This window comes from Corallococcus llansteffanensis (genome assembly GCF_003612055.1).
Classification (GTDB): Bacteria; Myxococcota; Myxococcia; order Myxococcales; family Myxococcaceae; genus Corallococcus; species Corallococcus llansteffanensis.
Genome location: NZ_RAWB01000131.1, coordinates 1 through 19577 on the forward strand (window position 1 = coordinate 1; position 19577 = coordinate 19577).

General features: G+C 67.6%; 20 protein-coding genes and 3 pseudogenes. 12 read left to right on the forward strand and 11 right to left on the reverse strand.

Annotation, left to right across the window (positions count from 1 at the left end; all coding sequences use genetic code 11):
* Nucleotides 1–240: pseudogene (locus D7V93_RS46110) on the reverse strand (hypothetical protein); the annotation flags it as partial.
* 884 nt (nucleotides 241–1124) lie between these two features.
* Between D7V93_RS46110 and D7V93_RS14590 the strand changes: the two are divergent.
* A complete protein-coding gene (locus D7V93_RS14590) occupies nucleotides 1125–1742 on the forward strand; it encodes a hypothetical protein (RefSeq protein WP_120644001.1) in 618 nt (205 codons plus the stop codon).
* Here the strand turns inward: D7V93_RS14590 and D7V93_RS14595 are convergent.
* Nucleotides 1739–2074: a hypothetical protein gene (locus D7V93_RS14595; protein ID WP_120644002.1), complete on the reverse strand. Its 336-nt coding sequence runs from the start codon at nucleotides 2072–2074 to the stop codon at nucleotides 1739–1741. The genes D7V93_RS14590 and D7V93_RS14595 overlap by 4 nt on opposite strands.
* A 560-nt stretch (nucleotides 2075–2634) precedes the next feature.
* Between D7V93_RS14595 and D7V93_RS46605 the strand changes: the two genes are divergently transcribed.
* A complete protein-coding gene (locus D7V93_RS46605) occupies nucleotides 2635–3321 on the forward strand; it encodes an OTU domain-containing protein (protein ID WP_244237315.1) in 687 nt (228 codons plus the stop codon).
* A 48-nt stretch (nucleotides 3322–3369) separates the two neighbouring features.
* On the opposite strand, the gene D7V93_RS14605 is transcribed toward D7V93_RS46605, so the two are convergent.
* Both D7V93_RS14605 and D7V93_RS47590 read right to left on the reverse strand, forming a co-directional pair.
* Nucleotides 3370–4176, reverse strand: a complete 807-nt coding sequence (locus D7V93_RS14605; protein ID WP_147451178.1) for a hypothetical protein — start codon at nucleotides 4174–4176, stop codon at nucleotides 3370–3372.
* 868 nt (nucleotides 4177–5044) lie between these two features.
* A pseudogene (locus D7V93_RS47590) lies at nucleotides 5045–5233 on the reverse strand (YjbQ family protein); the annotation flags it as partial.
* A 293-nt stretch (nucleotides 5234–5526) separates the two neighbouring features.
* On the opposite strand from D7V93_RS47590, the gene D7V93_RS14615 reads away from it, so the two are divergent.
* Nucleotides 5527–6828, forward strand: a complete 1302-nt coding sequence (locus D7V93_RS14615) for a serine protease (RefSeq protein WP_120644004.1) — start codon at nucleotides 5527–5529, stop codon at nucleotides 6826–6828.
* 108 nt (nucleotides 6829–6936) lie between these two features.
* Here D7V93_RS14615 and D7V93_RS14620 read toward each other — a convergent pair whose 3' ends face one another.
* Together D7V93_RS14620 and D7V93_RS47355 are read right to left on the reverse strand one after the other, a co-directional pair.
* Nucleotides 6937–9393, reverse strand: a complete 2457-nt coding sequence (locus D7V93_RS14620; protein WP_244237316.1) for a GH25 family lysozyme — start codon at nucleotides 9391–9393, stop codon at nucleotides 6937–6939.
* A gap of 100 nt (nucleotides 9394–9493) precedes the next feature.
* Nucleotides 9494–9619 carry an APC family permease gene (locus tag D7V93_RS47355; protein ID WP_208723026.1) on the reverse strand — a complete coding sequence of 42 codons (126 nt, stop codon included), beginning with the start codon at nucleotides 9617–9619 and terminating at the stop codon, nucleotides 9494–9496.
* Nucleotides 9620–9839: 220 nt separating this feature from the next.
* On the opposite strand from D7V93_RS47355, the gene D7V93_RS14630 reads away from it, so the two are divergent.
* Complete coding sequence (locus tag D7V93_RS14630) at nucleotides 9840–9992, forward strand: biotin transporter BioY (protein WP_244237317.1); 153 nt, start codon at nucleotides 9840–9842, stop codon at nucleotides 9990–9992.
* Nucleotides 9993–10031: 39 nt separating this feature from the next.
* On the opposite strand, the gene D7V93_RS14635 is transcribed toward D7V93_RS14630, so the two are convergent.
* Nucleotides 10032–10982, reverse strand: a complete 951-nt coding sequence (locus D7V93_RS14635) for a LysR family transcriptional regulator (RefSeq protein ID WP_120644006.1) — start codon at nucleotides 10980–10982, stop codon at nucleotides 10032–10034.
* 122 nt (nucleotides 10983–11104) lie between these two features.
* Here D7V93_RS14635 and D7V93_RS14640 point away from each other — a divergent pair, with 122 nt between their 5' ends.
* Both D7V93_RS14640 and D7V93_RS14645 read left to right on the forward strand, forming a co-directional pair.
* Nucleotides 11105–11998 (forward strand): SDR family oxidoreductase, encoded by an 894-nt coding sequence (locus tag D7V93_RS14640; protein ID WP_120644007.1) that lies wholly within the window; start codon nucleotides 11105–11107, stop codon nucleotides 11996–11998.
* Entirely contained in the window at nucleotides 11995–12129 is a 135-nt protein-coding gene (locus D7V93_RS14645; RefSeq protein ID WP_158623745.1) for a DUF3060 domain-containing protein, read from the forward strand. The genes D7V93_RS14640 and D7V93_RS14645 overlap by 4 nt, the downstream gene beginning before the upstream one ends.
* An 85-nt stretch (nucleotides 12130–12214) precedes the next feature.
* Here D7V93_RS14645 and D7V93_RS45845 read toward each other — a convergent pair whose 3' ends face one another.
* Entirely contained in the window at nucleotides 12215–12538 is a 324-nt protein-coding gene (locus tag D7V93_RS45845; protein WP_167509466.1) for a hypothetical protein, read from the reverse strand.
* Here D7V93_RS45845 and D7V93_RS14650 point away from each other — a divergent pair.
* The 4 genes and pseudogenes from D7V93_RS14650 to D7V93_RS14665 all read left to right on the forward strand — a co-directional run.
* Nucleotides 12465–12818: pseudogene (locus D7V93_RS14650) on the forward strand (FAD-dependent oxidoreductase); the annotation flags it as partial. The gene D7V93_RS45845 and the pseudogene D7V93_RS14650 sit on opposite strands and share 74 nt — an antisense overlap.
* Before the next feature lie 175 nt (nucleotides 12819–12993).
* On the forward strand, nucleotides 12994–13200 hold the full coding sequence (locus tag D7V93_RS14655; protein WP_120644009.1) for a hypothetical protein: 207 nt from the start codon (nucleotides 12994–12996) through the stop codon (nucleotides 13198–13200).
* Nucleotides 13201–13293: 93 nt separating this feature from the next.
* Complete coding sequence (locus D7V93_RS46610; RefSeq protein ID WP_244237318.1) at nucleotides 13294–13473, forward strand: hypothetical protein; 180 nt, start codon at nucleotides 13294–13296, stop codon at nucleotides 13471–13473.
* 225 nt (nucleotides 13474–13698) lie between these two features.
* Nucleotides 13699–14067, forward strand: a complete 369-nt coding sequence (locus D7V93_RS14665; protein ID WP_120644010.1) for a DUSAM domain-containing protein — start codon at nucleotides 13699–13701, stop codon at nucleotides 14065–14067.
* Between the two features lie 127 nt (nucleotides 14068–14194).
* On the opposite strand, the gene D7V93_RS14670 is transcribed toward D7V93_RS14665, so the two are convergent.
* Entirely contained in the window at nucleotides 14195–15400 is a 1206-nt protein-coding gene (locus D7V93_RS14670; protein ID WP_158623746.1) for a M90 metallopeptidase family protein, read from the reverse strand.
* Between the two features lie 505 nt (nucleotides 15401–15905).
* Complete coding sequence (locus tag D7V93_RS14685; RefSeq protein WP_120644014.1) at nucleotides 15906–16874, reverse strand: alpha/beta fold hydrolase; 969 nt, start codon at nucleotides 16872–16874, stop codon at nucleotides 15906–15908.
* 143 nt (nucleotides 16875–17017) lie between these two features.
* Between D7V93_RS14685 and D7V93_RS14690 the strand changes: the two genes are divergently transcribed.
* Nucleotides 17018–17887 carry a helix-turn-helix domain-containing protein gene (locus D7V93_RS14690; RefSeq protein WP_120644015.1) on the forward strand — a complete coding sequence of 290 codons (870 nt, stop codon included), beginning with the start codon at nucleotides 17018–17020 and terminating at the stop codon, nucleotides 17885–17887.
* 194 nt (nucleotides 17888–18081) lie between these two features.
* Nucleotides 18082–18882 (forward strand): class I SAM-dependent methyltransferase, encoded by an 801-nt coding sequence (locus D7V93_RS14695; protein ID WP_147451180.1) that lies wholly within the window; start codon nucleotides 18082–18084, stop codon nucleotides 18880–18882.
* Nucleotides 18883–19035: 153 nt separating this feature from the next.
* On the opposite strand, the gene D7V93_RS14700 is transcribed toward D7V93_RS14695, so the two are convergent.
* Nucleotides 19036–19410, reverse strand: coding sequence for a hypothetical protein (locus D7V93_RS14700; protein WP_120644017.1), 375 nt, complete (start codon nucleotides 19408–19410; stop codon nucleotides 19036–19038).
* Nucleotides 19411–19577 lie beyond the last annotated feature (167 nt).

The following is a 19577-nucleotide window of genomic DNA, read 5'->3' on the forward strand; positions in this document are numbered from 1 at the left end:
GGGTGCAGGATCAGCTTGAGGCGGCAGCCCGGTTGAGGGGGCTGCCGCGGCGGGGGACGAAGCGCCGCTGAGCGCGGCGGGGGCCTGGGCGACGGGCTGGTGCTCGGGACGGGGCGGCTCCTCGAGGCCCTTGCGCAGCGCCCAGTGGAAGCGTGCCGGCCCGGCCGTGCGGTAGAGGGCGCGCAGCCGCGCCATCTGGCGCGCACCTTCCATGCTCCACCGCTGGCCTGCGCGCTTCATGCGCACCTGCAGCACGTGCTTGTGGGCACTCTCGACGCAGCGGTGAGGGCGGCGCGGAAGTCCTCCTGGGCAACTCGGCCACGTACCTCGCCTGCGTGACGCGCGTGCGGCCCTTCTCGTCGGCGAAGTCCTCGGCGCGTGCGACGACGGCAACCTTCGCCTCTTTCCACCCCTCCTCGCGCGTCGAGAGCAAGCTGCCGTCGCCGACCACCACCAGCGCGTGCGGCGGCTCCTCAGCAGAGGGCCTGCACGCCCATTGAAGCGCAAGCGGGCTGAAGGCTTCCTCAAGAACAGGCCCGCCCCCAGGGCCAGTGCCATCCGGGGAAGCCCCAGGCCCAGGGGCACGCCTTCCCAGGGGCGCTCCGACAGGAAGCGCCGCCAGCCGCCCCAGAGGACGACGAGGCTGGGCAGGACCGCGAAGGCGAGCCCCACCAGGTTCAGGACCTGCTGGAGCGGCGTGGCGCTGTGGCGGTAGGCCTCGCTGCTGAAGGTCAAGGTGATGAAGGCGAAGCCCACCAGTGCCACGCCCAGCGCCAGCTCCCCCCAGCAGCAACACGCCAGCCAGCACCGCGTTCATCGAACGGCCCCCTCGGGAACGCGGCGGGGGCCTTTCCCGGTGATGACCGCCGGCCGCGTCCCTCCGAGCCTATCCCGAGCGGGTGGGACCCGCCCGGAGGCCTTCAGGGAGCACATCAGCCCCCACCGCGCGTGACGAAGCCCACCCGCGCAGCGCAAATAACGCCTGGCACACCGCCTCCCATGCAAACGATTCAGACGCGTTTCAAATACGGGGAATATTTGAAATAGAAGTAAACCAGTGTTATTGCTGTTCCACTCGACGAGCTCCGCCCTGTGCCAGGCGCGGACCCTAGAGGGGGAAAACCATGAAGAAGACGATCCGGCTGGTATCGCTGTCCGCGCTTTGCCTCGCGGTCCTGCCCGCGTGCGGTGGAATGGAGATGGAGGCGGAAGGTCTCGATGAAACCGGCCTGGGGCAGGTCGAGTCGGGGATCTCCATCTCCAGCACCACCTGGAGCCTGGGCGCTCATGGCGGGACGGGAGGTACCGCGGGCTCCATCTCCTGCGCGTCGGGCTATGTCGCCGTGGGCATCTTCGGGCGGGCCGCCGACCTGGTCGACCAGGTCGGGCTCACCTGCGCCGTGCTCAACACGGATGGGAGCCTGGGCTCCCAGTACAACACGGGGACCGCGGGGGGCACGGGTGGGTATGCCTATTCGGTCCATTGCCCGGTGGGACAGGCGGTGGTGGGCTTCCACGGCCGCAGCGCCGCCCGGTTGGACAGGCTGGGCCTCTACTGCTCCGGCATCGTCAACTGGCGCAACACCGGAGTCGTCCAGACCGTCTCCGGCACGGTCGGCGGCACGGGTGGCATCAACTTCAATGACACGACACACACCGCCTATGTCGTGACCTCCCTCCAGACCCGCTCCGGCAGCACCATCGACCAGCTCCGGGGCGTCACCAACTACATCAATCCCTAGTCCCCGCTCTTCGAGGGGAGGGGGCTCCGCGCATGGACGGTGAATGGAAGCTCATCCACCGCCACGCCGACGCCGGGCACCCGGCGACGTAGCGCGCCCATGGCGGGCGCGCCCCCTCGGGGCCCGGCCGTCGCTTCGCGAAAAGGGGCGGTTCCCGCTGGCAGGCCGTGGAGCTGGCGCGAGGCGATGAGCCGCCCGCCCGCCGCCGGATCTCCGTCGTAGAAGAGGACGAGGTACGACGCGAGGTCTGGCGCCGTGATGGGGACATCGGCGGGGATGCGGGCCTCGCGACGGCGTACCGCTTCATGGGCCCAGCACTCGGGCAGGTCCACGCTACTGCCGGGCCTTGGATTTGAGCGACAATGGCGGACATGGCGGTCCGCCTTGCGTCCATCGTTTGTCTCCTCGCTGCATTGCCCGCCGCCGCCAATGTGGCCGCCTCCACGCGTACGCCGGCGGCCTTCACCCTGTCACCAGGTACCGCGCGCACGCGCTCGGAGGTGCTCAGCGAGAAGCTGGACTTCGATTGCGCGGAGGCGGAGCACGAGGCGGTCTGCCGCTTCGAGGCGCGCTACCGGCTGCGCAACGGGACCACCGAGGCAGAAGTCATCGATGCCGCCTTCCTGGGACTCCGTACGAGCGAGGTGAGCGTGCGATTCGACGAGGCGCCTCTCCCGGTGACAGAGGGCCAGGCGGACTCGAGGGGCCCCACGTCAGGCTCAGGAGAGGCCGCATCCGCGCCGGCGTCACCGGAGGATGCATTCGGAAGGCTCGCGCATTCCCCGGTGGAGCGCTTCGGCTTCACCCTCACGCTTCCGCCCGGGCGGGAAGGGGAGCTATTGGTGCGCGGCCTGATGCAGCTTGAGCGGCGCTTCCTGCCCTCGGGGTACGTGTGGCCCGCGGTCCAGGCGCGCCACGCACGGCTGTCCCCGGACCGGCGCGGGCCACACACTGGGACATCGACTATCTGCTGGGGCCCATCCGGACCTGGGCGGGCAACCCCGAACTCCACGTCACGGTGCGAGTCCCTTCCGCGTGGGAGGTGGGCAGCAGCCCGGACGCATCCGCGCGCACGCTGCCGGTGGCCACGGGCTGGCGGCTTCGGCACGAGGGCGAGCATGTGGTGGCGGAGCGGAGCCTCACGGCGGCAAGCGCGCCCGAGTGGCTCAACGTCACGCTGACGAAGCCCACGCCGTGGTGGACTCCGGGCGGCGTGCAGCTGGGCCTGGGCGCGCGGCTCGGGGACGATTCCCGCTTCATGGTACGGCTCGGCTACCAGCTCGCCGCGCCCGAGTCCTTCCTGCATTCGCTCTCGGTGGAGACGGATTTTCGCGAGCAGCTCGTCTTCACGCCCCTCACGCAGTATGCGACGCCCCAGGTCGCCATCATCCCGAGCCTCGGGCTCGGCCTGGGTGTGCCGGTGCAGGTGCTCCCCGAAGCCAGGCCTGGCCTGCGGCTCCTCGCGGACCTGCATTTCGGTCCGTTGGGAGCCGCGCTCAGCTGGGACCACTATCCAGCGCTGCGGGAGGGCACGGACTCCTTCTCGCGGCTCATCCTCCTGCTCCAGATAGGGCTATAGGCCGGCCGCATCCGGGACCATCGATTCTGCGTGCGCTGCGCGCTTGGGCTACTGGCATCTTAATTCCAATGCATCGAACATTTGTTGGAATTCCTGCCAGAGTTCAGGATTGTCCGCATGGTTGACGATGTCTCCTGTCTTCGAGGAAAAGGAGCTTCCATTGTAGTACACCAGCGCCCAAAAACGGCTCCGGGGACATTCGAAGTAGCGGGTGAGAACCGAGCCCCGGATCGTGATGGGATACCAGGGACTGACTGTCTCATAGACTTGTTGGGTGGGGAGGCCCGTGTAGGCTCGGATCGAGGAGAAAGTCCCCATGTGTGTCTTCTGGGTGTCCGTCAGCGCGGCAATGGTCGTGTAGGCTCCCGTCTGCTTCAGCCATTTCCGGTCATGCGGGTCGGTCACTTGCTGGGGCTCTGGCTGCTCAATGGCTCTAAAGTAGAAGTCCCTCTCGAAGTCGCTCCAGGAATAGTCCTTCTGGCCTTCGTGGCTCGAATAGACAATCAGCTTTTGATCCAGTTCGGGAATCCGCCGAATGGCCTCTGGATTGAAATTATCCAGGTCGTCCGGAGCACCTTGCGGGCTCTTCAGGATGAACGCGCGACCACGTCCCGGTGCATCATCGAAGATTAGATAGACGCCAAACCAGGCGTTGGCGAAGAGGCAATTGGGCGTGATGAAATTTGAGTATTCATTCTGGGGGTGGCATCGGTTCGTCGTCTTGTAGTCGCCGACGGTGTAGGTATTGACCGCGTCCACCTCCACCTGTCCATTGGACATCTGCTGGAGATACTTGCTGAATTCGATCCTGAACGGTTTCGAATAAAGCTCGGCGGGCACTTGCTTGTAGTTCAAGACAATGCCTCGCGTCTTTTCGAGATGAACGTTCCTATCCCATCGCACGATGTCTGGCACGACATGGCAGTTGCACAGCAGTGACAGGAGGGCAATGCACAGGACAGGGCGGCCTATGTTCATCATCTGTTACCCGCTGGTTGGAGGGGAGGGTCCGAGGTGCGGCACGCTATCGCCGCGATGAAGTATAGGCTGAATGGGAGCCCTCCTGCTGAGCGGCGAGTTGGTGGAGTGGACGTGCCGCCTCTTGCACCGGGCACGAGGGCCGCCGCAGCCAGACTTCTGGCAGTCAGGGCCCCGCCCCCTCTGGACGGACCTCTCGAAGCGGCGCTCTTGTCCGTCCGCTCACGAGCGGGACCGCACAAAGGGCGTCTATCGGTCCTATGCTCCTCTGACACGGTGATCGCGAGGGTGAATTGAAGTGATGCACTACGGATTGCTGATCCTTTTGGTCACCCTGGCCGTTCCCTGTGAACGACAGGAAGCGTCGGTGATGAGCACTCCCAGTTCGCCGGACATGCAGATCACACCGCTTGATTCAGAGCATGGCCCCTTGAGACCGAGCCGGGCCTTCGCGCGTGCTGCTTACGCGTCTCTTCTCAAGCATCTTCAAGCCATGAAGGCAGGGGAGATTCCGTCCCCCCTCTCCCGGGAAATCATTGAGGCGCTGCCAGTTCCAGCCGAGCCTCACTTGGACCCCACCGGGTATTGGAGGCTTGGGGGTTGGCTCCTGGAGAGCAGGAGCGGAAACCCGGCGCTCACCTATCGCCCTTCGCAACGGGAACCCCGTATGGAGTACGTCGCTACTCTCAAAGGGGATGTCGAAACCTCCATCATCACCTCGCTGGCCGTCAGGCACATCCGACCTCTAGCCGCCCAGCACTGACACCGTGACGCGCCGGCGGTGCGGCGACGTGCGGTGCTCCCAGAGGTAGACGCCCTGCCACGTGCCCAGGTCCGCCGCGCCGTCCTTCACCGGCACGCGCAGGGACACCTGCGTCAGCACCGTGCGCACGTGCGCGGGCATGTCGTCCGGCCCCTCCGCGTCGTGCTGGAACTCGTGGTGGGGCTGGCGTTCTTCTCGCTCTCCACCCCGGCACTGTGATGGCCTGCCTCCTCTTGTGGCGGCGCGCCGTTGCCGGGAATGGAAACAGGGTTCATTCCCGCAGGAATTGTGCATCCCCTTACCTTCAACGCGTGTTTCTTTCCCCTCGTGTTCTGAAGGGACTCCCGGGACCACGGTGACTCCGCGTTAAGGACATGTTGCGGAGAGTGCATGGTTGGCGCGAGCATGCGGTCCACTGCTCGCCCCCTGACGGGCGGTCATCACCCTCAAGGAGTGTTCAGCACATGCGAATCCCCCGGACTTCCGGCCGTAGGACGCTGCTCGGAACGCTGCTGTGTACCTTTTCCCTCGCGGCCTGCGGCCCGGCCCCGGAGGCTGAGCCCACCGCCAACACTCCCATGGGCACGGAGAAGCAGCCCGTCGTCTACGGGACCGACAACCGCACGGACGTGTACGCGCACGCGGACGCCACGCTGCGCGCCCGCGCTCAGCAGTCCACCGTCGCGCTGATGAGCCCGTCGGACTTCAACACGACCAACCCCAACAACGTCACCTTCAACGCGTCCACGCTGCGCTCCGCGTACAACCTCTGCACCTCCGAGCGCTTCCTGGACGACCTGACCCCGGCCTTCTGCTCCGGCACGCTCATCGACGACAACCTGGTGCTCACGGCGGGCCACTGCATCACCAGCGCGTCGGCCTGCAGCAGCACGCGCTTCGTCTTCAACTTCTACCGCACCGCCGCCGGCGCCATGCAGACGGTGACGACCGCGGACATCTTCTCCTGCCAGGCGATTGTCGCGCGTCAGCAGGCCACGGTGGGCGGGCGCAACCTGGACTTCGCCATCGTCCGGCTGGACCGGCCGGCCACCCCGCGCTTCACGCCCGCCCCCATTCGCGCGGGCAACGCCGCGCTGGCCGTGGGCACCAACGTGACGGTCATCGGCTCGGGCAGCGGCATTCCCTTCAAGATCGACTCGGGCGGCGCGGTGCGTGACGCGCGCTCGGGCACGCTGGACTACTTCGTGGCCACCACGGACACGTTCGGCGGCAACTCGGGCTCGGGCGTGTACGAGAACAGCGGCTACACGGTGGCCGGCATCCTGGTGCGCGGCGAGACCGACTACAAGACCAACGGGAGCTGCAGCATCGTCAACACCTGCACGGAGACGGGCTGCCGCGGCGAGGACATCACCTACGTGCGGCCGGCCATTGACGAGTACTGCGCGGTGGCGACCAGCACGCGCCTGTGCGCGGGCTACCCGCCGCCCCCGACGCCGGTGACGTTCACCTTCACCGCCACCAACACCAACAGCGCCAACCAGAACACCGTCAACCACAACGTCACCCTGGCCGCCGGGAAGACCCTCAAGTTCGGCACCTGCACGGTGCCGGGCTCCTCCGGCACGGGTGACACGTACCTGCGCCTGTACAACGGCACCACCCAGGTGGCCTCGAACGACGACGCCTGCGGCACGCTGTCCTACGCGAGCTTCACGGCCACGACGGCGGGCACCTACCAGATCCGCGCCGGCTGCTACTCCAGCGGGAGCTGCAACGGCACGGTGTCGTACACCGTCCAGTAGTCCCAGAAGGACCGGCGCGGGCGGTGGCGTCCGTCACCGCCCGCGCCGGGCTCGAGTCCCTCGAAGGATGGCCGCGATGGTCATTCGCGCGGGGCAGGGGGCTCGGCGTCAGTCCAGGAGGTTCGCCAGGCCCGCGTACGTGTTGGGGCCAGGGATGCCGTCGATGGGCCCGGCGTAGCCGCCCCGGTTCGCCAGGGATTGGAGCACCTTGTAGGTGTTCGTTCCGGGGGCTCCGTCGATGGGGCCCGTGTACCCGGCGCCGCTCAGGAAGGTCTGGAGGCCGCGCCACGAGTTCGCGCCCATCACTCCATCGGAGGGGCCCATGTACCCGCCCAGGCGCGCCACCCGCTGGAGCGCCGCGTACGACTGGGTGCCCATGACACCGTCGAGGGGGCCCGTGTAGCCGAAGCCCCGTAGCACGGTCTGCACGCCCACCCAGGACTGGGTACCCATGACTCCGTCGAGGGGGCCCGTGTAGCCGCCCTTCGCGGCGAAGCGCTGGAGCGCCGCGTACGACTGTTTGCCCATGACGCCATCCACGGGCCCTGAATAGGCATAGCCACCGAGGACCTGCTGGACGCCCTTCCACGTGTTCGTGCCGGGGACGCCATCCACCGCGCCGGTATAACCGCCCGCGCTGGCAATCCGTTGCAGCGTCATGCCCTGGGCCTGGGTGACGGACGGCACGGGGCCGGAGGACCCATCCAGGTACGCCTGGATGCCGTTGTAGGTGTTGGGCCCGGGGATGCCATCGATGGGGCCCGAGTAGCCACCGTCCTGGGCCAGCAACTGCAATCCCTTGTAGGTGTTGAGGCCCGGGGCGCCGTCAACGGGTCCCGCGTAATACCCCAGCTCACGCAGGGCCTTCTGGACGCCCGTCCAGGTCTGGGCCCCCGGAACGCCATCGAGGGGGCCGGTGTAGCCGCCCCGGCGCGCCAGCGTCTGCAGGAGGATCCCCTGTTGGACGGTGATGACGGGGGATCCTCCGCCGCCAGCGCTCCCGCCGGGGATGGCCGTCGGCGGAGGCGGAGTCGCGCCCAGCGGGGGCTGGGCCAGTCCGGCGAACGCGGACAGCTTCGCGACGTTCAGGTCGAGCGGAATCCCGTTCTGGTTACCGGACGACGTGTACTGGTGGATCTCCCACGTGGGCCAGGCCGTCCCCACGGACGGGTTGCCCGGCGTGCCCGTGTAGTGGGCAATCCAGAGCTTCGAGCCCACGGCCTGCGTCTGGGGCCACGTGTTGGCCTTGAGCAGGCTCGAGTACGTGTACAGGAAGGGAGCCTTGCCCAGCCGCGTCTTGACCGCCTGCATGAAGCTCGCGGTCATGGAGTCGTTCCAGAAGATGCCGTCGTCGATGGCCTCGTTGTCGAGCACGAGCAGGTCGCCGGGGCGGTGGTCATACAGATGGTCCGCGAAGTACTGGGCGTCACCGGCGGGGTTGTACGAGCCCGCCATCCAGTAGTGCCCCACGAGGAGTCCGGCCGCGCGGGCCCGCGCGACCTGCTGGGCGTAGTAGGGCGCGACGTAGAGGGGTGACACATTGGAACCGCCGGCCTTGACGATCGCGAACTGGTAGCCGGCGCTGCGGATGGCATTGAAGTCCAGGTCCCGCTGCGTCGTGCCGACATCAATCCCATACACGCCGCTCATCCCGGACGGGGGAGGCGTCCCGGGGTCCTGGCCCAGCCAGGTGTTGAGCCCCGCGTAGGTGTACTGCCCCGGGAAGCCATCCACGGGGCCCGTGTACCCGCCGAGCTGCGCGAGCCGCTGGAGTCCCTTCCAGGTGTTCTCACCCGGAACGCCGTCGATGGGGCCGGAGTAGAAGCCCTTGCCGCCAAGGACCGTCTGGATGCCCTTCCACGTGTTGACCCCGGGCACGCCGTCCACCGCGCCCGTGTAGCCGCCGCGCTGGGCCACGCGCTGGAGGATCTTCCCTTCGTCGATGCTGATCTGGATTCCCCCGGAACCTCCGCCGCTGCCGGTGCCTCCGCCGCTGCCGGTGCCGAGCACGTTGCGGATGAGCGGCGCGGGGTCGCTGACGTTCTCTCCGAAGGCGCAGTTGTTCGTGGTGCCGCGGGTCATGTGGAGATGGGGCCCGGTCCACGCCGAGCCATGGGCATCTCCAGAGCCCGCCACGTACGCGATGATGTCGCCCTGTTGGACGGAGTCGCCCACCGCGAAGCGAGTCCGGATGACGTGGGCGTACCCGGAGAAGTCGCCCGGCGCGGACTCCACGGCGAGGGTGTGTCCCACGATGGAGGAGTACTGGACGCGGCGGACGACGCCCGAGCGGAGCGCGGGGATGGCCTGGCCCGCGCTCGCATAGAGGTCGAGCCCCCGGTGGCCCAAGGGGCCGTAGTAGGGGCCCGTGACGCCGAAGCGGGTCCCCCAGCGAGACTCCGCGTAGAAGGCCTGCACGTTGGCCGGTGCAAGGGCCTGCGCTTCCTGGACCACATCGGCGGGGCTCCCGGAGCCCTCTGGCTCCATGCCTCCGCAGGCGGTCAGGACGACGAGGCCCCACAGCATCATCATGGGGGTTGAGATGAGGCGTTGGATGAAGCTCACTGGACGGGCTCTGCGATGCATGGGGCTCCCTGGAGGCATAAACAGGCTTTTCAAGCCTAGCCTGCTTATCTCGCTTGGGTCACCGATGCGGACCGTTCAATCAACGTCCAGACGCCGCCTCACGTCGGCCGCACTCGCCGTCTCCGAGTACCGTCACCACGCCGATGACGCCCAGCAACAGGGCGCGAGGCAGGTTGCGCTCGGGATCGACCCTCTCCTCGGCCACGAAGCCACCCCCACAAGCACCGCGAGCGCCAGCAGCTTGAGCACGGTGAAGACATTCTGCTTGAGCGCCCCAGTGGCAATCATGAGCATCAAGCCCCATGCATTGAGGAACGCGGGCAGAGGGCCAAAGGCATCGCGCAGGTAGACATAGCTGCCGCCCGCCTTGGGGGATGCGCTGCCCCAGCTCCCCGTAGATGAAGGCGCTACGGGGCGCGATCGGCGTGTCCTGGCTCCGCGTGGCGGCCTCGCTCGACTTCGCCACGGCCTTCCAGAAGGGCTTTTTTCCCTTCGTCCCCGGCGGGTTGATCAAGGCCGCCATCGCCGGCCTGCTCATGCCCCTGCTCTGGCGGCTCGCACGGGCTCGCGCGGCCTGAGCCGGCTCGCGGTCCCGGCCCTGGAGGCCCGGACGCGTGTCAGGGCGGTCGGCGGGTTTGAGCGCGTGTCATCGCGGGGATGGGCAGGGGCTCGCGGGTGAGCGCGACGACGAAGTCCAGGAAGGCGCGGACCTTGGCGGACTGGAGCCGTGCGGAGTGGTGGTACGCGTAGAGGGGATACGTCTCCTCGGCCCACTCCGGGAGCACTTGAACGAGTTGTCCGGCGGCCAGGAATTCCTGCGTGTAGAGCTCGAGCAGCTGCGCGATTCCCTGCCCCCCGAGACACGCCGCGAGCACCGAGCCGCCTTCGTTCACCATGAGCTGTCCCGACACGTTCACGGGCACGACCTTCTTGCCGCGCACGAAATCCCATCCGAAGTGGGTTCCCGTGGACGGGTCTCGCATCAGCACGCACTGATGCTTCTCGATGTCGCGCGGATGCCTCGGCATGCCGTGGCGCGCGAGGTACGCGGGGGATGCGCAGGTGACGACGCGCGTGCGCATGAGCAGGCGGGACTTCAAGGCCGACGGTTCCGGGACACCGAAGCGGACGCTGACGTCGAAGCCCTCGCGGACCAGGTCCCCCATCCGGTCACGGACCGCGAACTCCACATCGAGGTCGGGGTGTTGCGCGAGGAAGGGTTGCAGGCGAGGCATCAGCACCATGGGCCCGATGCCCCCGTCCACGTTCACGCGCAGACGTCCGCGAACCCGGGTCGAGGCGCCGCCCGCCTCGGTCGTCGCGTCCACGATGGCGGCGAGGTGCGGCGCGACGGATTCGTAGAACAGACGCCCTTCATCGGTCAGCGAAATGGAGCGGGCGGTGCGGCGGAAGAGGCGCACGCCGATCCGCTCCTCGAGGCGCGCGACGGCACGACTGACCGCCGATTGCGTCAGGCCGAGCGCCTCCCCCGCGCGAACGAAGCTCCCCGCCTCCACGACCGCGCCGAGGACGCCGAGCCCATCGAGCGAATGCCTGTCGACTCCCACGAGACCTCCTTTTCTTCATGCTCAGGTTGCCGAGTATGCACGTGCGGAAGCCTCGACAAGGCCGTACTTCATCCTGCGATAGGAGCCGCGACAGTGCGGCTTCTCGGAGCAAGGACCCATCCATGCGTGTCTTCGTCACAGGCGCTACGGGCTTCATCGGAGCCGCGGTCGTTCAGGAACTCATTGGCGCGGGCCATCAGGTGCTCGGCCTGGCGCGCTCGGATGCGGCCGCCCGGTCGCTTGCCGCCGCCGGTGCCGAAGTGCATCGGGGTGCGCTCGACGATGTCGACAGCCTGCGGCGCGGCGCGGCGGGCTCGGAGGGCGTCATCCACACGGCCTTCATCCACGACTTCTCCAAAATGACCGCTGCCGCCGAAACCGACAGGCTCGCGATCGAGGCGGTCGGCGCCGTGCTCGCCGGCTCGGGCCGCCCCTTCGTCGTCACCTCCGCGATCGGGCTCCTCGGGCAGGGCCGCATCGGAACGGAAGAGGACCTGCCCGATCCGGGCTCGGTCGGTGCGCACCGCATCGCGTCGGAGGGTGCGGCGCTCTCGCTGGCATCGCGCGGCGTGCGCGTGTCCGTGGTGCGCCTCCCGCCGTCGGTCCACGGGGACGGCGATCAGGGATTCGTCCCGGCCCTCATTCGCACCGCACGCGAGAAAGGCGTCTCGGCGTACCTGGGCGAGGGGCGCAACCGGTGGCCCGCCGTGCACAGGCTCGATGCCGCGCGGCTCTACCGGCTGGCGCTCGAGAAGGGTCTGGCGGGAGCCAGGTTCCACGGCGTCGCCGAGGAGGGCGTGCCCACCCGGGACATCGCGGACGTCATTGGCCGGCGCTTGAACATGCCGGTCGTCTCGAAGCCTGCCGAGCAGGCAGCCAGTCATTTCGCCTGGCTTGGACGATTCTTCGCGTTCGACGTTCCCGCATCGGGCACGCGCACGCAGGAGCAGTTGGGATGGAGTCCGCGACAGCCCGGGCTCCTGGCCGATCTCGAACGGGGGACCTACTTCAGGTGAAGGTGGAGGCCACCAGCGCCATCGACGTGACGGGGATGTCCAACTCCGTCACCTGGAAGCGCGGCCACGGCAAGTCGAAGCCGAAGATCAGCCGCACCGGCATGAACAACAAGGTCGTTCAGGAGAAGTAGTCGTGCGAACCACGCGCCTGCTCCGTCTCTGAAGCAGGCGCGTGGGAGCCCTGCGTGACTGTCAGGGCTGGGGCCACTCTGGTAATCAGCGAGTGTCTCCCACCCAGAGCACACGCATGATGAGTTCCCCCACCGTGGCGGCCAGCGAGGAGCATGAGCTGGCGCTGCTGCTGTCCGGCAGGTGCCGCCGCTGCGCGGAGAGGCTGCCCGGAGGCACGGCGCTGCGTGGACGCCCGTGTCCCCGGTGCGACGAGGCCACGCTGCCAGACGCCACGGATCGGGCGGTGCTGCACGAGCTCCACGACTCGCGGTCGGCGGTGCGGCTGTGGCTGGCGGTGGCGTCCGTCACGTCGGGGGCGCTGGTAGCCAGCTGGTTCCCGCTGATCAACTCGCTTGACGTCATCGTCATCGGTGGCGGTTCCATCGGTCTGGCAGCCGCCCACTACGCAGCCCGCCAAGGCAGCAAGGTGCTCGTCCTCGAGCGCTTCGACTATTTCAACGACAAGGGTGCCTCGGGAGGCGCCAAGCGCCAGTTCCGCATCCAATACAACGAGAAGGAGCTCTCACAGCGGGTCCTCGACTCCATCCCCCTGTGGAAGGAGCTGGAGTCCCAATACTTCGTCGAGCTGCTCAAGACCGTGGGCTGTCTGTGGTTCGGCAATCCGAAGGTCACGGGGGCCGAAGGCCAGATCGAAGCCGTGACCCGGGTCATGCGCGAGCTCGACGTTCCCTACGAGATGCTGGGCGTTCGCGAGTCGAGGACCGCTTCGGCTTCAAGGACCTGCCACCGGCCTACAGCGGCTTCTTCCAGTGAGCTTGCCCGGGTTCGGAGGACGAGGAAGGCGGCAGCTTGTATCTCGCGCGGTGGAGCGCGGGCTTCACGAGATCCACCGCAGCGCCAGCGTGCGCATCCAGGGCTCGGGCGCCGAGGCGGAGGTGACGTCCGTGGAACCCACGGCGGAGCTGCCCGTCTTCATCGGCTTGCCGGGCGACGTCTTCAACCCGAAGGCCGGGGACGCGCTGGAGCTGGTGCCGAAGCCGGGCGACGAGTTCCCCGCCTTCATCGCGTAGACGTCGCCCTTGGGACCGGCCTGCACGTGCGGCCCAGCGCCTCCCTCTCAACGAGGATGCGCCACCTGCCGAAAGTCATATAGACCGCCCTGCATGAACACCCCCTCCTGGGGCATGCGGGTGGTCCTCATGCTCGCCCTCGCGACGACGAGCCGTAGCGGAACGGCGCGCGCCCAGGCCAGCAACGCACCTGTGTCCCTGGCGCAGGCGCCGTGCACCCCCAAGGACTCCACGGTGAGTTGCTGCGTGAAGACGCACCCGACGGCGCTGTAGCGCGACGAAGCTGGAGGCGGCGGAAATCCTCTTCGCTGGCAGGGTGGCCATGGAGTTGGCCAAGCCGGGCCTGCCGGAGTGGAAGCGGGTGTGCATGGAAACCTACGTGAAGTGCCAAGAAGAGGACTGGTTGGGGCACTGTTACGATTGCTTCAGGTACTGCGAGGGGCAGAAGGGCGAGTGGCCGCGGAACAAGTGCCGACGCCAGCAGGGAGACACCTGAACGTGGCAGAGGACATCGACTGGGAGTGGGTGCGCGAGTTGGCTGCTCGCGTCGAGGCAGGAGAAGCGTTGGTGCTCACCCCAGACGTACGGGGACTCCTGCTTCGCTCGGCGCACCAGGTCGCGATCACCGAGTCGGACGCGCAGGTGGCTGTCCACGACGAGGCAACCGCCACTGCGCTGCTGCGCGAAGTGCGCGCGCGAATCCGTGAAGGTTCCCTGCGGCTGGGGCTCACGGAGATGAAGGCACGGGACCTCGCACGGGCCGGAGACACGGCCGGCGCACGGAAGCTCCTCGAGGACCTGCTCGCTGTGGAGGTCGTGCCTCTCTACCTGGAGGAGGCGAAGCTGGCGCTGGCGGAGCTGGACTGACGCGGCGCTCATTCACACCGCGCGCATCGCACCCGCCGCCGCCTTCGGAGGTGGCCGCCGCCAAACGACGACGCGCCCCTGCCCCCTCTGGACGGACCTCTCGAAGGGGCGCTCTTGTCCAGAGGCTCTAAGGACAGGGGGCCACGAGCGTCACATTCCAGAGCTGTCCGGAGACGTGCCTGGTTCGGGCGAGGATGGGGGTGATGTTGGCCTTGCCGTCGTAGAGGATGTCCAACGACAGGCTCGCGTCCTGCGCCAGGTTCGTCAGGCGCAGGGTGCCATCAAGCTCCGGCGTCACCCGCCACAGTTGTTCCGGAGCGGCGGCCGTGTCGACGAGCAACGGCTGGTTGCCGGCGGTGTGGGCCAGGGACAGTCCTTTGCCGCGCCACTGCGTCACCAGCCGATGGGCGCCGTTGGCCTCGGGGAGGAGCTTCCATAGCTGCCCCGGCACCATGGCCGTCTTGGCGAGGATGGGGGTGTTGTTCTTCCCATCGTTGATGATGTCCAGGGACAGGCCATCGCCCCGCCACTGGGTGGTCAGCCGGTAGTAGCACCGACTGTCGAAGCTCACCGTCTCGGGCACCTGCGGCACGGACTGTGGCAGCGGCGCCGGCGTCTGGGGGGTCTGCCAGACCTTCTGGAGCAAGGCCAGTGTGGCCGGGTCGTGCCGGGCCAGGTCCTCGCCGGTGAAGGGGTAGTAGTCATTGCGCCCGAAGAAGGCCTCGGTCACCTCCGCGAAGAACTCGTGCGCGTTGTCCATTGCATAGGCGCGCTCGAAGGAGTTGGAAACGCCGGGGCCGCGGAAGCGCTCGACGCGCTCATAGGTCTTGCTCGCGGAGGCCCGCGTGAAGGCCGCCTGGATGTCTGCGTTGCCACCCCCGAGGACGCGGTGGTGATAGGCGTGGGCGAGCTCATGCAACATGAACAGGGGCATCCGCCGCGCCTCCGACTCGTAGATGAGGACGTTGGAGATCTCGACGTTCTCCGCCATGGCTGGATTGCGGCCATGCTGACGCAACCACGCCAAGTGGTAGTGGAACTCGGCCGTCGGGGGAAAGCCGGCGTACTGGGGTGACATCCACAGTGTCACCTTGCGCAGTTGCTCGACGGGGCCCGCGGGAACCAAGCGGACGATGTCTTTCAATTGGGCCGTCAGCAGGGTGATGGCCCTCTCCGTTGCCGCCCTGTTACCGGTCGTCAGGCGGGTGTCGACCTTCACCGTCCAGCCCTCGAGGTTCAGCGTCTGGTAGGTCGGAAGGGCGGCGAAGGAGGCGCTGGAGGAGACCAGCAGGGAGAGCCACAGCAGGCGGGTCCACTCATGAAGGAGGCGCATTCCGTAAGAATACCGCCGATGGGGTACCTGACAACGACACCCCTTACGCCCTGTGCCTACCCAAGATTCGGTCGCCGCGTCATGCGCGAGTCAAGGCCACACTCGGCGGCGCGTCACATCGCGGCGAGTTCGAGCTTCACTCGGACTTCTTGATGGATGCGCCGATGGCGTAGCGGTCGGTGTTGCGAACGGTGCTGTCGTTTCCTCACCGGGCGCGGTGGGTGCTGCTGAGAGACGCGGGGCTGCTGTCCGAGGTGCTCGGCGTCTTCCTGCGTGCCCTCTTCGCGCTGCGGACGCGGCGGGCAAGGAAGCCTGGCGCGCGACGAAGACAGACAGGGGCTGTCTCTTGCAGTCGACGGTGAAGTTGAAGGTGTAGTCCACGGCGATGGGCTTGACGGCCGTCGTATTCCAGGCGGCCTGTGGGGCCGCGCAGCCGGCGGTGAGGCAGAGCAGGGCAAGGGCGAACTCGAAGCAGGCAGGTTCATGGGGCTCGACGAGGCTTGCGTCAGGCAACACGCCACAGGCGCTGCGCCTCCCCGGCGATGATTTCAGGAAACTCCTCGGGAAAGAACAGCTTCGCTCCGGGCACGAAGCGGATGCCCTGGGAATGGGGAAGCGTGCGGTCGAGGTAGTGGGCGTCCGCTGGCGGGAAGATGTCGTCGCTCGCGCCCCAGACCATGCGCACCGGAGTCCTGCTGCGCTTCAGCTCCGCTTCGATGCCCGCCAGCGGGTTGGGCTCCAGCGAGAGGTGGAACGCGTGGTACTGCGCCCTGCGCAGAGGTGAGCTCACGAGCGGCGCCGCGTAGTACTCGATGGTCTCATCCGCGAAACGGCTGGGCTCCCGGAAGACAGCCGCGCCGAACGTCGAGCGCGCCAACGCCTTGTCGGTCAACCACTGGGCGGTGGCGTCCGCGAGTGTTCCGGCGCGCGCCATCTCGATGGCCGGCTTGACCTTGGGCGGAGGGCTGTTGGGCTCGGTGTCGCAGTCGGTCAGCAGCAACGTCCGCACCCGCTCGGGATGACGGACCATGAACAGTTGCGCCGTCATCCCGCCGCTGTCACTGGCGACGATGTCGACAGTGGAGATGGCGAGTGCGTCAAGCAGGGCCGCGAGCATGTCGGCCTGTGCGCTGGCCGCCAGCGATTGGTGCTCGGGGACCCGCGAGTATCCGAGGCCCATGAAGTCGGGGACGACGCAGCGCCGGTATGGGGACAGCCGGGCGATGGCGCCACGCCATTGAAAGCCGTTGAGCGGAGCGCCATGCAGGAACAGCGCGGCCTCGCCCGAGCCTCGTTCGACATAGGCGATGTCGCCGAACGGCAGGTGGGCGAAGCGCCGTGCCGCGCGAAACGCCTCCGCGTCCGTCGGCTGCGGCGAGCCCGCGCGACCGGTGTCCACGCGCGGCGCACACGCGCCGACGGCACCGGCGGCGAAGGTGAGGCCGGTCCACTGCAAGAACTGTCTGCGTTTCATTGCGGATCTCCAGACGACGGGGGCTGCATGCGAGGAAGCTCGCACCGTCGCCGCCGACGCGCGCACACAGACGGCCGGTGGCGAGCACGGACGGATGATTCCCGGCGCTTGCATGAAACCGGGCCGCATAGAAGGCTTGGGCGATGACCGACAGGCCGACGTGCTACCCGGGCCCTCCAGCCGCGCTGTTGGCGAGCGTCGGTCCAGAGCGGTTGCCGCTCCTCGACGTGCTCACCTCTCCGGTTCCCTCCGGGTTGTTCAATTCACCGGTGGATGACCGTCATGTGCTCTGCCTCCATCTGGGCGAGCCCGTCCCGGTCTCCTACCGCGCGGGCCGCCACGAGCGGCAGGGGGTGCGGCTCCATGGCCAGTTCTGCGTCGTGCCCGCGCGCTCGAGCACCCGGTGGACACTGACGAAGCCCGCGCGGTCGCTGCTGCTGCGGCTGACACCCTCGCTCCTGCTGGACGCCGCGGAGGCGATGGGCCTGGGCTCGGGCGGTGCCGAGCTCGCGCCTTCGATTCACATTCGAGATGCTCAGGTCGAGCGCATTGGCTGGATGATGCAGTCCGAAGAGCATGACGCGTATCCGGGCGGCCGGTTGTTCGCGGACAGCCTCGCCTCCGCACTGGCCGCGCGCCTGCTCGCGCTGCAGTCGCGCAGGGGTGCCTCGACGTCGAAGCCAGGCCGTGCCCTGCCGGCATGGCGGCTGCGCCACGTGCTCGAGTACATCGAGGCGCATCTCGATGAGGACCTCACGCTCGCCGAGCTCGCGAAGGTGGCGGGGTTCAGCCTGTCCCACTTCAAGCCGCTGTTCAGACACGCCACGGGAATGCCGGTCCACCGCTTCGTCCTCGGTCGGCGCGTGGAGCGTGCGCGGCTCCGCCTGCTCGAAGGCGGAAGGAGCATGACGGACATCGCGTTGGAGGCGGGCTTCTCGCACCCGAGCCACATGGCCCGCGTCATGCGCCGGGTGCTGGGAGTGAGCCCCTCGCAAATCGCGGCGTCTCGCTGAGCCCCTGCGAGCGTCAGAAGCGTCCCTGGACGCTGACGCCTCCCGCGGCGGGGGGACGGTGACGGGGGCTTCTTTCGCGTCGAGGAGGAAGAAGAGGCCGGATGCGGCGGCGCCTGCTGCCGCGACCCCCAGGGACACGTTCGCGAGCCGCTGGAGTCTCCGGCCGCCCGTGATGGCGTCCAACGGAGACGCAGGTGCGTCACGCGGGACGCGACCTCAGGTCGTCACGAGCTGGAAGGCGGAGCAACGGTGAGCTGGCCGACCGTGGCGTCATCGTTGCAGAGCTCGACGACACAATGGATTCAGGACAGACGTCGAGGACGTTCTATGCGGCCCTGGGAGCGAGCGCGCTCGCTGGCAGGACAAGCGATGAGAAGACGCGGTGGGTCCTCCAGGATCTGGAGCCCCTCCTCCAGAAGGAGAAGCGCTGGCTGGATGTGGGGTGTGGCTACGGCCGTCTCGCCGTGCCCCTGGCGAGTCGCGGGTACCAGGTCACCGGAATCGACATCTCACCGAACCTGATAGGCGCGGCCAGAGCGTACGCGAGAGAGCAGCGTGCGAGCCCGGCCTTCGACGTGGGTGACATGCGGGAGCTGCCCTATCCCAGCGGCTCCTTCGGTGGGATCTACTGTCTCTGGGCCGCGTTCAATGAGCTGACCACCCGGAAGGATCAGCGCCTGGCGATCCGGAGCATGCTCCGCGTTCTCGAGTCTGGAGGAAGCGCTTTCCTGGACCTCGCGACGTACAGAGAGGCCAGCGCTGTGCGGATCGACCGCCGGACGAGGCGCGTGAGGATGGAGGTCTCTGGCCTCACACATCAGGCGTACCTGCATGATCGGCAGACGCTGGTGAGGTTGATGGAGGACTGCGGGGTGGACGACTACAGCGTGAGGCTGAAGGCTTTCGGGGGACGGCAGCGGCTGCTGCTCACCTTCGCTCGGAGCGAGGGACGCGTCGCTCGCCGCCGCCCACCTGTCCGCCCTCCACCTCGATGAGCCGGTGAAGCGCTATGGGGCCTGGGTGCCGTTCGTGCTGGCGGAGCGTACGGAGGCTGTCATCGCGCTGGACTGGACGGACTGTGTGTGCATGTATCGAGCGACCGTTGAATGAGGGGATACCTCAGGGAGCGCCACGGAAGCAGGGGACGCTCACTCTGGCGCCGAGAGAGAGCAATGCTTCCCCTTCTGAGTGAGCGCCTTCATCATCTTGCTGACCGTCTCTGCTGGCACGTCCGGAATGTCTTTCTTGGCTTGAGCCATGATATTCTCGGCAGTCTTCCTCTGTTCCGCGGGCGTGGTCTTTCTGTGAGGTTCTTTGTTGATCTCCTTGTCCACAATCACCGTGAGCTTCTTCAAATCCGCCTCGCTGATCCTGAACTCCTTATTCATTTGCGTCAGCTCCATGTTCAGGCACGCGATGTATTTTTCCCTCTGCACTGCCTCGTCTGCAGAGGCGAGCAAGGGGCTGGTGAGCAGGAATGCGGTGATTGTCAGCAGCGTTGGGAACGGGCGTCGGGACGTCATGCGAGTCCTCCGAGTTCGGGGCACAGTGTGGTGGACCACTTTGCGGCCGTGAGGGACCGTCGGGCAAGTACACGCTCGTTCTGCATGGGCCGGCGATGCACGATGCCGCCCCTTGCACCGGAACGAGGGCCGCTGCGGCCAGACTTCTGGCCGTCAGGGCCCCACCC